This is a genomic window from Cycloclasticus sp. PY97N, assembly GCF_002443175.1.
GTDB classification, from domain to species: Bacteria; Pseudomonadota; Gammaproteobacteria; order Methylococcales; family Cycloclasticaceae; genus Cycloclasticus; species Cycloclasticus pugetii.
Genome location: NZ_CP023664.1, coordinates 226200 through 241850 on the forward strand (window position 1 = coordinate 226200; position 15651 = coordinate 241850).

A 15651-nucleotide genomic window follows, 5' to 3' on the forward strand; every position below is an offset into this window, starting at 1 on the left:
GTTAGAGTCAACTTATGGCAAGACTTCCTCGACTCGTTATCCCCAATCAACCATTGCATATTATGCACCGTGGTAATAACCGGCAAGATATTTTTAATTCTGAAGATGATATGTTGAGAGTTAAGGATGATATTGCCCATGGTTTGGAAAAATCAGGTTGTTCTTTGCATGCTTACGTCATTATGAGAAATCATTTACATTTGCTAATTACACCTGATAGCAAGGAGCAATTAGCTGTTTTTATGCAGGCGATGGCTAACCGGTATGTTCGTTATTACAATGCGTTACATAAACGAACTGGCACGTTATGGGAGGGCCGCTATAAGTCTTGCCTAGTAGACAGTGACTCTTATCTTTTTAGTTTATACAAATACATTGAGATGAACCCTGTTAAAGCGGATATTGTGACCAACCCTTGTGACTATAGATGGTCAAGCTACTCACATAATGCATTAGCGGTGGAGGATAAGTTAATTACTGAGCACAGCTTATATAGCGCGTTAGGTTACAACCCCGATATAAGATGCAAGCACTATAAAGAATTATTTAATCGACTCGATATAACCCACCAGGAAGAAAAAATCACAAGAGCAACTATTGCGGGTGAAGCTTATGGCAGCGAAAACTTTCATAAAAAAATCAGACCATTAGTTTCTAGAACAACGAAACTTAGCACGCACGGAGGAGATAGAAAAAGTGAATCTTTTAAAAATCAAGCTGGCTGACCCCTTGATTTCTAAAATGACTAATCCCTTAGCTTCACCGCTTGTGTTATGGAGCATTTGTTGCCTGGTTATTTTTATAGCATATGCGCCTGGCTGGAATGGTCCATTTGTTTTTGATGATCAACTGAATATTCTTGAGAACCCTAATGTTCCTATTCATGATCTCAACGAACAAAATATTATTCGCTCAACGCTATCGAATGAAAGCGGGCCTTTAAAGCGCATCATCCCTGCTCTCTCTTTTGGATTAAATTATTACTTTGCCGATGGTTTCAAGTCTATTCACTTTAAGCTGTTTAACATTGCTATTCACTGCATAAATTCCGGCCTTGTCTTCTGGCTACTCACTTTATTATGGCCAAGTGTTTGCCATACGAGCTGGGCACAACAGTCCCGCTTATCTAACCCTCGCGTGGCCTTTGCCATTAGCGGCACATTGATTTGGGCATTACATGCTTTTTTACTAACCAGTGTTTTATATGTTGTTCAGCGCATGACCAGTATGGCCAGTATGTTTATGTTGATGGGCACCTGTCTTTATGTAGTAGGCCGTCTCTCGCTCGAGAAACAACCTGCACAGGGCCTATCCCTGATGTGTCTGGGTTTAATTGCTGGTACGGTGCTAGGCGTAGCATGTAAAGAAAATGCTGCGTTACTGCCTGTTTATATTGGGGCTTTAGAGTTCACGCTACTGACTCAATTACATTCTAGCCAACAAACAATTAAAAAAGTCCGTTGGTTTTTTATTATTTTCCTTGGCTTACCAATCTTAGCCGGACTTTTATATTGGTTTCAACATCCCAGTTTTATTACAGGCGGTTATGGAGGACGCCCTTTCACTTTTTATGAACGGGTATTAACCGAACCACGTGTTTTATGGTTTTACCTGTCAATGATTATTGTTCCAGATATACAAACCATGGGCTTATTTCATGATGATTTTAAGCTCAGCTCAGATTTATTTTCAATTTGGACCACCTTGCCTAGCATTATTGGCATTATTATTTTATTGATACTATCCATTGCTTGGCGAAAACGCTTCCCTGTGTTTGCCTTTGCTGTACTTTGGTTTTTAGTAGGTCATAGTCTCGAGTCTAGCGTTTTTCCACTAGAGATTATCCATGAACACCGAAATTATTTGCCTGCTCTAGGGCCTTTGTTAGCCATTAGCTATTTATTGTTATTTGCGTTACCAAGCAAAATACCGAACGGTTTAAGGATCTGCATGATTTTTCTTGTTATTTTTTGCCTTGGTTTTGGTACCTTCCAGCGTGCACATTATTGGAGTAGTGAATCTACCTTAATTGAAAGCCTTGCGGTCAATCACCCCGACTCACCAAGTAGCCAATATTTGCGTGGCGAAATTTTACGTAAACGCGAAAAAAACTTTGAGGGTGCTTATGCCTATTACTTACGCGCTGCTGAGTTATCGCCTGAAGAAGCTGGGTTTTTAATCAGTTTAAGCATGGTAACACCCGACTCATTTACTCAACTTGAAACCCAACTAGACTCTCTACAACTTGCCCGCTCAGATTATATTGTTAACATTATCCATCAAAAACCAATGGGTGCATGGGGCATTCGAGCCTTAGACGTGGCCATTAAGTGTGTGATGTCTGGTAATGAACGTTGTTTATCTAAAGCAAATGATGTGGCCAGCTGGCTACAAGCTTTAATTGACAAACCAAAGGGTAAATCTGCACACCGCTATTATTCGTTAGTGCATTTGTTTGCGATTAGAATGAAACAAAATCGTTTTGCTGATGCTTTAGCAACCGCTAATACAGGTATTAAACTTAACCCGAACAACCCTCGTTTTGTGCTGATGCAAGCCCATGCATTAATTGGCTTAAACCGATTGGATGAATCTGAAAAGCTGTTGGACAATATTCAACGGTCTTCTGCTGGGCGAGTACCAAAATACGCTCAACGTATCATTCAATTAAAACAAACTATTGAGCTAATACGTAATAAAAAAACTTAAACGACTTGCCAGTTAACCGTGGCCCTTTTGTCTAGCTAGGCTTTTTAATATCTGAATGCCCTAATGACTTATCAGGACATAGCTCGTCACGCACTCGCTGCTTTATTTCTTTCGCTTCTGGAAAGCGCTGTTCTAATTTTCGTGACCATAACTGCTTGCCATTGATTGTGATTTCAAATGTACCACCACTGGCTGGTATTAAAGTAACACCACCGAGCTCTTCTTCAAACGTTGTCAGTAACTCCTGTGCTAACCAGGCCGCACGTAACAACCACCTGCATTGGGTGCAATACTGTATTTCTATTCTGGGTTTATCGTCGTAGTCCAATTCAGTCACCCGTCAGTAAACTATAAACCAAAAATAATATTATTGATGGTACGCGGGGCTACTTTGATGTACTTCATCAATCATCGCCTTCACGTGCTCTGGATTAATGTCAGGTAGTATTCCGTGCCCTAGGTTAAAGATATGTTTATGCCCGTGACCATAATCGGCCAATACGTCACGTACTTTTTGACGGATTTTTTCTGGGCTAGCATACAAGCTTGTTGGGTCAAGGTTCCCTTGCAGTACAACGCTATCTTTCGTGAGCTCTCGTGCTAGCTTTAAATCTGTTGTCCAATCAACTCCTAAGCCGTTATAGCCAGCATCCGCCATAGTTTCTAGCCAAACACCCGCACCTTTAGTAAATAATAATCGTGGTACGCCTGGGTTTGTTGCTTGTAGGGCGTGTGAAATTTTTCGGCTATAGGCTAAAGAAAATGTTTCATAATCTTTTGTTGATAAGTTACCGCCCCAGGTATCAAACACCATGACTATTTGTGCGCCCGCTTCAATTTGAGCTTGTAGATAGCTTATTACCGATTGACTAACGATGTCGAGCAAACGATGCATCAACTCGGGGGTATCGTACATCATGCGTTTAATTTTTGCGAAGTTCTTGCTCCCACTTCCTTCAACCATGTAACAAGCTAAGGTCCATGGGCTACCGGAAAAACCAATTAGTGGAACAGCACCATTCAACCCTTTTTTAATGGTTGAAACAGCGTTCATTACGTACTGAAGTTCTTGATTCGGATCGGGTACAAATAACTTGTCAATATCCGCTGCCGTTTGCACAGTACGTTCGAACCGAGGGCCTTCGCCTTCTTCAAAATAAAGGCCTAAACCCATCGCATCTGGGATTGTCAGAATATCGGAAAATAGGATCGCTGCATCCATTGGATAACGTTCCAACGGTTGCAAAGTGACTTCACAAGCAAGCTCTGCATTTTTACACAGATCTAAAAAACTCCCCGCTTGAGCGCGTGTCGCACGGTATTCAGGCAAATATCGGCCCGCCTGACGCATCATCCAAACAGGCGTACGCTCTGTTTTTTCACCACGCAATGTTCTTAACATTAAATCATTTTTTAACGTGGTCATTATTTAATACTCTTAAGTGTAAAAGCCGTGTATTGGCGTTGCTAAAATAGGGTAATGAAGACTATATGTTTAAGTAATCAAGGATGCCTTGGGCGGCCTCACGACCTTCGTAAACAGCCGTAACAACAAGATCCGACCCCCTAACCATATCGCCGCCAGCAAATACTTTTTCATTGGTGGTCTGATAACCAAATTCATTATGCTCTGGTGCTATCACACGGCCACGCTCATCAAGATCTATACCAAAATCTGCAAACCATGGCATTGGACTTGGCTGAAAACCAAAAGCCACAATAATACTATCAGCCGGTACGATTTCTTCCGTGCCTGGTATTACAACAGGGCTACGTCGGCCGCGTGCATCTGGCTCACCTAACTCGGTGGTCACTAATTTAATGCCTTCAACCTTGTCCTTACCAATAATTTCTACCGGTTGACGATTCCAAAGAAAGTTAACACCTTCTTCTTTTGCGTTTGCTACTTCACGACGAGAGCCCGGCATATTTTCTTCATCACGACGGTAAACACAAGTCACTTCTTGTGCATTTTGACGAATACTTGTACGGTTACAATCCATCGCCGTATCTCCACCACCGAGCACCACAACTCGTTTCCCTTTCATGTCGATGAACTCATCGCCCATGATGGTATTAACGCCTTCTAAGTCCATCAAGCGGTTGATATTAGACACTAAGAATGGAAGTGCCTCATGCACGCCCTCTAAGTTTTCACCTGGAAAACCACCTTTCATAAATTTATAAGTACCCATCCCTAGGAAAACAGCATCGTACTCGTCTAGTAATTGCTGAAATGGCACATCTTTGCCAATTTCTGTCTCTAATATAAACTCAACACCCATACCTTCTAGAATTTCACGACGGTTTTTCACCACGCTTTTTTCTAATTTGAACGGAGGTATCCCAAAAGTTAATAGTCCGCCTACTTCAGGGTAACGGTCATAAACCACCGGCTTTACACCATTACGAGCAAGAATATCGGCACACCCTAAACCGGCCGGTCCTGCACCAATAATCGCTACGCGTTTACCCGTCTGTTTGACCGTTGATAGGTCTGGGCGCCAGCCTTGTTTGAAAGCCTCATCAGAAATATATTTTTCAATAGAGCCAATAGTAACAGCACCAAATTCATCGTTTAGCGTACAGGAGCCTTCACACAACCTATCTTGTGGGCAAATGCGTCCACAAATTTCCGGTAATGAATTAGTTTTATGCGACAGCTCGGCCGCTTCAATAACCTTACCTTCTGAAATCAGTTTAAGCCAATTTGGAATGTAATTATGCACGGGGCATTTCCATTCACAATATGGGTTTCCACAGTGTAGGCAACGATCAGCTTGATCGGCTGCTTGCTCTGCATCTAACTCACCATAAATCTCTTTAAACTCTTGTTTTCTTTGATTCGCAGGCACCTTTATTGGGTCAATGCGAGGTACGTCAACAAATTGAAAATTATTAGCCATTTTATCTGTGTTTCTCTACGTTAAACTTCTTATGAGGTTATTGAATCTAATAGCGATTTAACGTCAGCCGCTTTAGGTGCAACCAGCCAGAAGTGTTGTATATAATCAGCAAAATTATCAAGTATATCTTGACCTCTTTTACTGCCTGTTTCGACTGTAAACTCTTCTATTAAACGGCGTAAATAGCCACAATGTGCATCCATTGACTCTGTATACACACGATGAATATCTACCAATTCATGGTTATATCTGTCGACAAACGTACGTGACTCGTCCAATACAAATGCAAAGCCACCCGTCATTCCTGCCCCGAAGTTAATGCCGGCCTCTCCTAAGACAGCAATAACACCACCTGTCATGTATTCACAACCATGGTCTCCAATGCCTTCAACAACCGCTATTGCGCCAGAGTTTCTAACAGCAAAACGCTCTCCTGCTAGGCCAGCTGCAAATAATTTACCATTGGTAGCGCCATATAAGCAGGTATTACCCATGATGGTTGAATCATGACTATCGAACATGCTATTTGCTGGTGCTTTTAGAACCAGTTTACCACCGGCCATACCTTTACCAACATAATCATTCGCATCGCCTTCAAGTGTCATATTTAGACCACCCGCATTCCACACACCAAAACTTTGGCCTGCTGAACCGCTAAAGTGAATATCAATAGGGGCATCGTTCATACCATTATTGCCATAACGTTTCGCGATTTCACCTGATACGCGAGCACCAATAGACCGGTGAATATTACTAATCGTATATCTAAACGAACCACCCGCTTTTGCTTCGATTGCTGGCAGCACATCTACCACTATTCCTTCAGCAAATGCGGCATCGTCAAACGGATCATTTTGTGGCGTAATGCAGTGCTGTGCTTTCGTTTCATTTCCCGGAATATAATCCAAGATAGGCTGTAGTTTTAAGCCACTTTGCTTATCTGTTAGTCCTTCAATTTGCTCAAGCAAATCTGTTCGGCCAATGATGTCTTCAAGTTTTTTAAAGCCCAGTTTCGCTAACCATTCGCGCACCTCTTGAGCAAGGAAGCGGAAGTAGTTCATCACATACTCTACTTCTCCGTGATAATGCTTCATGCGAAGTACATTATCTTGTGTCGCAATGCCTGTCGCACAGTTATTAAGATGACAAATACGAAGGTATTTACACCCCATAGCAACCATTGGGCCAGTACCAAAACCAAAGCTTTCGGCACCTAAGATAGCCGCTTTAATAACATCTAGACCAGTTTTTAGCCCCCCATCTGTTTGCAGACGAACTTTGTCTCTTAAATCATTTGCAAGCAATGTTTGATGCGTTTCAGTTAACCCTAACTCCCACGGTGCTCCAGCATAACGTACTGAGGTTAGTGGGCTGGCACCTGTACCGCCGTCATAACCCGCAATCGTAATTAAATCGGCATAGCATTTAGCAACACCCGCGGCGATCGTTCCAACACCCGCTTCTGAAACCAATTTAACCGACACAAGGGCTTCTGGGTTCACTTGTTTCAAATCAAAAATAAGCTGAGCCAAATCTTCAATTGAATAAATATCGTGGTGTGGTGGTGGTGAAATAAGTGAAACGCCTGGCTTAGAGTAGCGCAGCGTTGCAATCATTTTATTAACTTTATCCCCCGGCAACTGCCCACCTTCGCCTGGCTTAGCACCTTGAGCAACCTTAATTTGCAGGACATCGGCATTAACTAAATAATGTGGTGTTACACCAAAGCGCCCTGATGCAATTTGTTTTATTCTTGACAGCTTTTCAGTGCCAAATCTTGCAGGGTCTTCACCCCCTTCACCAGAATTTGAACGGCCACCCAAACGATTCATTGCAATAGCTAATGTTTCGTGCGCCTCAGGTGACAACGCACCCAATGACATTGCAGCTGTATCAAAACGTGTATACAAGCCTTCTGCGGGCTCTACTTCATCGATAGAAATAGCTTTTTTCTCATCTAACTTCAAGCTAAACATATCGCGAATGGAGGCAGGTGCACGGTGATTCACCTCATCAGCATACAGACGGTATTTACTAATATCACCTGAACGGACCGCTTGTTGTAAAGAGTTGACAACATCTGGGTTATAAGCGTGATACTCCCCCCCATGAACATATTTCAACAAACCGCCTTGTTCAGTACTTTTTCGTGGGTTCCAAGCTACTTTAGAGAGTTGTTTTTGCTCATTTTCTAGCGTTTCAAAACCAACCCCTTCAATGCGGCTGGTGGTTCCTTTGAAACAGGTATCAACAACTGCCGATTGCAGCCCAACAATTTCAAATAACTGCGAGCCACGATAGCTAGCAATTGTTGAAATACCCATTTTAGATAGTATTTTGTACAGCCCTTTATTGATACCCTTACGGTAATTCTGAGCCAACACATCTTCTTCAATACCAGTTATATCGCCCGTTTCCAGCATGTCGTTCAGCGTTTCATAGGCAAGATACGGACAAACAGCCGTTGCACCGTAACCAATAAGCGTTGCAAACTGGTGTGGATCTCGGACCGTAGCCGACTCAACAACAATATTTGACTGGCAACGCAAACCAACGTTGACCAAATGATGATGTACAGCACCCGTCGCTAATAAGGCATGTACTGGTAAAAAGCCCGCTGCTAACCCTCTGTCACTTAAGACAATAACAACATTACCTTCACGAACTTTTTCCTCAGCTTGCTGACATATATGCTGAATAGCACTTTCTAAATTAAACACAGACAAGTCATATTGCAAACTTATAACCGCGCTTTTATATGACGAATCTGTCATTGACAGCAGTGCATCAAATTTTGATGCTGATAAGACCGGTGAACCCACTTCTAAGCGGTGCGCATGTTCGGCCGACTCTTCAAATAGATTTTTTTCCCGACCAAAGCTTGTCATCAATGACATAACCACTTGCTCACGCAAAGGGTCAATAGGCGGGTTCGTTACTTGTGCAAACTGCTGTCTAAAATAATCATACAAGCTACGAATTTTAGTTGATAAAACAGGCATGGGGATGTCATCACCCATTGAACCAATTGCTTCTTGGCCTGCTTCTGCCAACACTTTAAGTACTTGATCTCGCTCTTCAAAAGTCAACTGGTACTGTTTTTCATGCACCTGTAAAGTTGCTTTATCTAATGGCGCCAAAGTCAGCGGATCATCATCTCTTTCTGTACATAGTTTTTTAGTGTGCTCAGCTAACCATGCCTTGTACGGTTGACGAGCCTTTAAACGGTCGTCAATTTCCTTCGGTGTAATCAGTTCGCCTTTTTCTGTATCCACAGCTAACATTTCGCCCGGTTTTAAGCGACCTTTTTGCACAACGTCTTCTGGCTTATAATCATACACGCCCACCTCAGATGCCAGGGTGATATGACGGTCCTTAGTAATCACATAACGAGCAGGGCGTAGGCCATTTCGATCGAGACAACACGCTACATGACGACCATCTGTCAGCACAATGGCTGCAGGGCCATCCCAAGGCTCCATATGCATCGATGAATATTCATAGAAAGCACGCAGTTCAGGATCCATAGTGTGAACATTTTGCCATGCTGGTGGGACAAGCAGGCGCATAACACGGAAAATATCCATGCCGCCAGCAATCAGACCATCCACCATATTATCCAGACTATTTGAGTCTGAGCCTACGGACGAAACCCAAGGTCGAATATCATCCATATTAGGTATTAAAGGCGTTTCAAACGTATAGCTACGTGCTTGCGCCCAGCTTCTATTACCGCGAATAGTATTAATTTCACCATTATGTGCCAGAAACCTAAACGGTTGAGCTAGACGCCATTGTGGAAATGTGTTGGTTGCAAATCGCTGATGGAAAACACATTGTGAACTTTCCAGTTCTGGATTATTTAAGTCTGGGTAAAAAACCGGTAAAAACTCTGGCATTACCAAGCCTTTGTAAGAAATGACATTTGAAGCCAAACTCGCCACATAAAACATCTCGTCGTTTTGTTCTATCCGCTTTTCAGCACGACGTCTTGCAATATATAGGCAACAATCCATTGCTGCATTATTCATTCCCTCTTTGGCATTGACAAATACCTGCTCAATACAAGGCAATGTTGCTAAGGCTTGTTCACCACATGCTTCTGTATTGGTTGGCACAGTTCGCCAGGCAATAACAGTGAGCCCTTCTTTTTCTATTTCTTCTTTAAGGATTAGTTTTGCTTGCTCAGCCTTAGACGCATCTTGGCTTAAAAAGACCATGCCAACAGCGAACAATTCTGTCGGTGTCGCGCCAAGCTCTTGTGCTTTTGCACGAAAGAATTTTTCTGGCGTTTTAAGGAGCAAACCACAGCCATCACCTGACTTGCCGTCTGCTGCGATGGCGCCACGGTGGGTCAATCGAGCTAACGAATCGATGGACGTCTTAATCAGCCAGTGGCTCGGTTTGTTATCAATGTGCGCAATGAGTCCAAATCCGCAGCTGTCTTTTTCAAACGCAGGGTCATATAAACCCGCTTGAGGGATTGAGGTATGTTTCACTCGGTTAACCTTATGTGCTTAGTTATTGAATAGACAACTTACTTACGCAAGTCGGCTAATAATTATACCAATCAGATAGATTATTTTCAATTTTGAAGAGTATATCTATTAACAAATACCACACTCTCAAGACCTACGCGACACACGCTTAACTAAATGTCAGCTTTTTAGCACCTAGTTCACTCTTTAACTAGAACATCTCTTTGAACGGCGTCAAACGTACGAACCCAAGGTTTTAATGCCGTCAAAGAAGCCGGCATCTTATTCGCTTTTTCTTCTGCTAGCTTTTTATTTTCAAAATCACCATAGATGACCACAAACCATTGCCCAGCATTTCTTTTATGTTGAAAAAAATATAATGGTTTAAGGGTGTTATGTTTAAGAATAAACTTTTTTGCAGACTCTTCTGTAGACACACCCAACAATTGCAAAGTGAAATGTTTTTTATCTCTACTTTCAAGCCATTGGTGATTCAACTGAATAGCTGTTAATGCTGCGGGTGCTTTGGCGCTAGGATTACTATTTTCTTTTATAGATACGACCTCCTTGCTATCGCTACCTGACTCCTCTGCTTTGATGTTAGCTAGAACCACCGTTTGAGTATTAACGCTCCTCTCTACCTTAACGGCCTCTACCTTAACGGCCTCTACCTTAACGGCCTCTACCTTTTCATCTGTATTCCTCAGGCCGCTCACCTTTGTTTTACTCGCCGTCTCTAAAGGAGCGTCTAACGTTGAAGAAGGCGTTTTGACATCTTTTATCTCGCTAAAGCCGCTTACTCTTGGCTGCTCAGTAATCGCTGTTTTAGCAGGAGTTTCTAGCGTTTGGCTATGTATCCGCCCTGCCGACTGAGCCTGCACAACAGTAGAAGGCACTTCCTCACTTTCTTCTTGAGGGTAAAAGATAAAAACTGAAACACCCAGCAATAAAATAGCTAGTGCTATTAACCCTATTACGGATCCTGATTTCACAAGTGTAGGCTTTTCATGACTCATAGCTGAGGTGCTCATTTGCGCTAAGACATCATTTATTCGCCCTGGCAAACCACCTGTTTCAATAAATAACACCACTTCATCTAGGCCTACCAAATTAGTCAGGCCTGGATTGTTTTTTTGTATTATCTTTCGCGCATACTCTGTTGTCTGCCGTTGTGTAAATGGCTCTAGGTCAATCAACTGGCAACGCGACTCAATGGCCTCTCCTAGATTATCCGCAGAGCTTAATAAAACTTGCAAACAATCATAGCTGTCTGCCAATTTAAACAAAAAATCGAACTGCGCCTCGCCTAATTGATGTGTATCTTCAATACAGATAATGACTTTTTTTTCTGCTTTTGACGCAGCTGCCAATCGCACAAGAAGCTGTTTGTTATTGCCTTCCAATTCATCAAAAGCTTGAGTTAATACCTCCAATGGAGATGTTGTATCCATTAGCGATTTCGCTGGTATTAAGCAAAACTGCCAACGCTTATCCCTTTGTTTGTCAAATTGCCTAAGAAAAAAAGACTTTCCTGATTGTTCTGGCCCTCTTAATAAAATAGCTTGCCTTGTATTTGGAATAAGGTGAAGTATTAGATCAAGCCGCTGCTGCCTTTCTGCTGGAAAAAACTCCTCCAGCGCCATCTCTTCATTTAGGCGATTAAGAGACATCTCTGTCTTTTCCGTCAATCACTTTTTTAATTAACGACTCATCAATGCAGTCATAAATAACGGCTTCACCAAGGTTTTTTAGCAGCACTAGTCGAATAGAACCTGAGGTGTTCTTTTTATCGACTTTCATATGCTTTATAAAATCAGCACCGTCCATTTCTTCAGGTGCTTTTACTGGCAAGTTAGCTTTTATACATAAGGTCTTTATCCGGACAGCCTCATCAGAGCTCATCCAACCCAACTGCACAGATAATTCTGCTGCTAAACACATTCCAGCGGCTACCGCCTCACCATGTAACCATTCACCATATCCCATATGAGTCTCGATGGCGTGCCCAAATGTATGCCCAAAATTAAGTGTTGCGCGTATTCCAGACTCTTTCTCATCCTTCTCGACGATCTCAGCTTTTTTCTCACACGATCGTTTAATTGCATAAATTAATGCGTCCGCTTTTTGTGCTAATAGATACTCTATATTTTTTTCCAGCCAGACAAAAAAATCCACATCATTTATCGCACCATATTTTATGACTTCCGCCAAACCGGCACTTAGTTCTTTGGCTGGCAATGTTGAGAGCACTGTCGTATCGATCAAAACAGCTTTAGGCTGATAAAACGCCCCAATCATATTTTTACCCAAACGATGATTGACCCCTGTTTTTCCACCCACAGAGGAATCAACCTGAGATAACAAAGTAGTCGGGAGCTGAATAAAACTAACTCCTCTTTGATAGCTTGCAGCTGCAAAGCCGGTCATATCTCCAATCACACCACCACCCAAAGCGATCAACGTGACTTGCCGGTTACATCTGTTTTCTAATAATGAATCAAATATTTTATTTAGGTACTCTAGCGTTTTAAACCGTTCACCATCTGGCAGAATAGCGGTTCTAACGTCTACACCTACTGGTAGCTGATCGACTAACTGGCTTAAATACATTGGTGCAATCGTTTCATTCGTGACAATCAATACTTGGTTAGAGACAATGTGCTTTTCAACGAATGCTGGCTGCGTTAATAAACCCTCACCGATGTAAATAGGGTAGCTTCTATCACCAAGGTCAACATTCAATATCTCTAATTTATTATTCATTTTTTCTTTAGTTGCTCAAGAATACTTAAGATTACTTTCTTACTACTTGTTTTGTTTGTGCTAACAACGATGTCTGCAATTGATTCATAAATCGGCGCTCTAAGTCGCATTAATTCTTCCAGCTTCTTCCGTGGGTTGTCAATTTGCAATAAAGGCCTTTTTGTATCAAATTTTGTTCGGCTTAACTGCTGCTCAACAGAGCATTGTAAGTATATAACCCAGCCTGTTTCCGTTAACACTTTACGATTTTCTTCGCTTAAGACAATACCACCACCTGTTGCAATGATAGCGCCATCCAATACCGACAGTAACTTAAGTTTATCGGTTTCTCTAGACCTAAAACCTTCTTCCCCTTCAAGCTCAAAAATTAAGGATATTTCTACCCCTGTACATTTAATAATTTCTGCATCTGTATCATAAAATGCTTTATTTAAACGCCGCGCTAACAGTTTACCAATCGTTGATTTGCCGGCTGCCATTGGGCCCACAAGATAGATATTATTTTTTTCTGGCATGAACTTTATCTTATTCTGAAATTTGCTAGAACTATATCACGAGCATTTCATAGCGCGTGCAATGTATTACTTACAACAAGTACAAGCACATAAAAAAACGGGGCTTAGCCCCGTTTTTTTATCAATCTATCGTTTTTAATTAACCGCTAAATTATCTTTTAATATTTTAGGTGTAATGAAGAATAAAAGCTCTCTGTTATTATCTTGCTTAAAGTCTTTCTTAAATAACACCCCAACACCCGGCAAATCTCCAAAGAAAGGAACTTTACGAACACTGTGATCTTTCGAACGCTCATAGATACCCCCTAAGACAACTGTATCGCCATTATTTACCAGTACTGTCGTATCTACTTCCTGTGTATTAATTGGCACACCACCCGGTTGAACATTTGAGAAATCTGGCGAGTCCTTCGTTATATTTAACTCTAAGTTAATGCGGTCATCTGGTGTAATTCTTGGCGTCACCGATAACTTTAACTCTGCCTCTTCAAAACTCGTTGAAGTAGCGCCCGAAGAAGATGCCTCTTGAAATGGAATTTCAACACCTTGACTGATTTCAGCTTCAATTTGATCAGACGTAATAACACGGGGGCTTGAAATAACTTCACCTTTTGCTTCTGTTTGTAACGCTGACAGTTCTAATTGTAATAAAGAGCTTCCAATTTTACCCATTATAAACTGTATCGCACCCGCTGGACTGGCCGCTGGCAAATCAACCATCAAACCTTCGCTGCCACCAACATCAAAAATATTTCCGGCTCCAACCGTAACGCCATTTTCTAATGCTCCACCCACGACTGTTGTTGAATCCCCTGTAGCAACGCCACCACCCGTTATGCCAGACAAACCGAACCTGACACCTAAGTCACGTGTAAAGTCATCATTCGCAATCACAATTCGCGATTCAATCATCACTTGTCGCACTGGGCGATCTAAACGCTCAATAATTCTACGAATTTCAACCAATTTTTCAGCGGTTTCTTGAACCAACAAAGTATTAGTTCTTAAATCGACTGAAACCCCGCCTCTATTGGAAATTAACTTTGTATTTGAATTAGCATTTCCACTACGCCCGCCTGTAGATTTTAAAATTGTCACCAAGTCAGAAGCCTTGGCATAACTAACCTCAAAAAACTCCGTTAATAATGGCGACAATTCCACCACTTGCTTTTTGGCTTCAAGCTCTAATTTCTCTTGAGCCGCGACCTCTGCTTGTGGGCCAACCATCATCACATTGCCCGTAATCCGCTTCGCCAAACCTTTGCTTTTAAGAATAATGTCTAATGCCTGATCCCATGGCACATTATTTAATCGTAAGGTAACGCTGCCACCGACAGAATCACTAGCCACTAAATTCATATCTGTGAAATCGGCAAGCAGTTGCAATACAGATCGAACTTCTATGCTTTGAAAGTTTAGAGATAACTTTTCACCCGTATACGGAAATTTATCAGCTACCAATTCTTCTTGCTCTTGTTTTGTTAATGGTTTGAATTCAACCGTTAACAATTCATCCATCTGATATGACAAAAATTCGTAGTGGCCAATTGCTGCAATTGATAACTTTGTATCATTACCAGATGGCATCACATCAATAGTTTTTACAGGTGTTGCAAAATCTAATACATCTAATCTATTAGCAAGCTCTGGGGGTAGCGAAGTGTCTTTAATATCTACAATGACTTTACCACCTTCCTGCTTAACATCTACAACCGAAGAGGTATTTGTAAGGCTCACTAAAACACGCCCTTCACCTTCTTCACCGCGCCTGAAATCCACTGCACTAACTAATTTATCTGCCGCTTTTGCTGGTGCTGTTGTTGCACTAGGACTGCTAATCACAGGAGCACTGGTCACATTACCTAACGTTATAAAGACACTCTGCCCCTCTATTTTTGTTGCATAAGGCGCAGCATCATTAAGGTTAAGCACAACTCGTGTTCTACCACCTGCCTCTAATGCTCTAACGCTGATGGCTTTACCGATATTGATTGGAATAGTTGTTTTACCAACACCATTACTTACCCCCATAAGGTCGATGGCTATTCTAGCTGGGTTATCAGTACTAAAACTTTTCAACTGATCTGGCGCAGAATCCAACGATAGTTCAAGCTGCACTTTATTCCCAGGCAAACCGGAAAATTGAATATCCTTCAAAATGGCTGCTTGCGCAGGCATCATTGACATCGAAGCCCAACATGCCATAGCAAACATTCCTTTTATTAGCCGAGCTTTTTGCTTTGCTATGTCCCATCCACTTGCATTTGACTTGTGCATGAA

10 protein-coding genes are annotated in these 15651 nt (G+C 41.9%); 2 read left to right on the top strand and 8 right to left on the bottom strand.

Features of this window, described 5'->3' with window-relative positions:
* Nucleotides 1–14: 14 nt before the first annotated feature.
* Both CPC19_RS01200 and CPC19_RS01205 read left to right on the top strand, forming a co-directional pair.
* Entirely contained in the window at nt 15–725 is a 711-nt protein-coding gene (locus CPC19_RS01200; protein WP_016390284.1) for a transposase, read from the top strand.
* The gene (locus CPC19_RS01205) at nt 697–2709 is read left to right on the top strand and encodes a tetratricopeptide repeat protein (protein WP_016390283.1); all 2013 of its coding nucleotides are present in this window, start codon (nt 697–699) and stop codon (nt 2707–2709) included. Before CPC19_RS01200 ends, CPC19_RS01205 begins: the two co-directional genes overlap by 29 nt.
* Nucleotides 2710–2740: 31 nt before the next feature.
* On the opposite strand, the gene CPC19_RS01210 is transcribed toward CPC19_RS01205, so the two are convergent.
* The 8 genes from CPC19_RS01210 to pilQ form a co-directional block, all read right to left on the bottom strand.
* Entirely contained in the window at nt 2741–3037 is a 297-nt protein-coding gene (locus CPC19_RS01210; protein WP_096910807.1) for a SelT/SelW/SelH family protein, read from the bottom strand.
* A gap of 39 nt (nt 3038–3076) precedes the next feature.
* Nucleotides 3077–4135 carry a uroporphyrinogen decarboxylase gene (gene hemE, locus CPC19_RS01215; RefSeq protein ID WP_016390281.1) on the bottom strand — a complete coding sequence of 353 codons (1059 nt, stop codon included), beginning with the start codon at nt 4133–4135 and terminating at the stop codon, nt 3077–3079.
* Between the two features lie 61 nt (nt 4136–4196).
* On the bottom strand, nt 4197–5615 hold the full coding sequence (locus tag CPC19_RS01220; RefSeq protein WP_015004874.1) for an FAD-dependent oxidoreductase: 1419 nt from the start codon (nt 5613–5615) through the stop codon (nt 4197–4199).
* 29 nt (nt 5616–5644) lie between these two features.
* Complete coding sequence (gene gltB, locus CPC19_RS01225) at nt 5645–10114, bottom strand: glutamate synthase large subunit (protein WP_016390280.1); 4470 nt, start codon at nt 10112–10114, stop codon at nt 5645–5647.
* 179 nt (nt 10115–10293) lie between these two features.
* Nucleotides 10294–11763, bottom strand: coding sequence for an SPOR domain-containing protein (locus tag CPC19_RS01230; protein ID WP_016390279.1), 1470 nt, complete (start codon nt 11761–11763; stop codon nt 10294–10296).
* Nucleotides 11753–12856 (bottom strand): 3-dehydroquinate synthase, encoded by a 1104-nt coding sequence (gene aroB / locus CPC19_RS01235; RefSeq protein ID WP_016390278.1) that lies wholly within the window; start codon nt 12854–12856, stop codon nt 11753–11755. Before aroB ends, CPC19_RS01230 begins: the two co-directional genes overlap by 11 nt.
* Complete coding sequence (aroK, locus tag CPC19_RS01240; protein ID WP_016390277.1) at nt 12853–13371, bottom strand: shikimate kinase AroK; 519 nt, start codon at nt 13369–13371, stop codon at nt 12853–12855. The genes aroB and aroK overlap by 4 nt, the downstream gene beginning before the upstream one ends.
* A gap of 135 nt (nt 13372–13506) precedes the next feature.
* Nucleotides 13507–15648, bottom strand: coding sequence for a type IV pilus secretin PilQ (pilQ, locus tag CPC19_RS01245; protein ID WP_016390276.1), 2142 nt, complete (start codon nt 15646–15648; stop codon nt 13507–13509).
* Between the last annotated feature and the right edge of the window lie 3 nt (nt 15649–15651).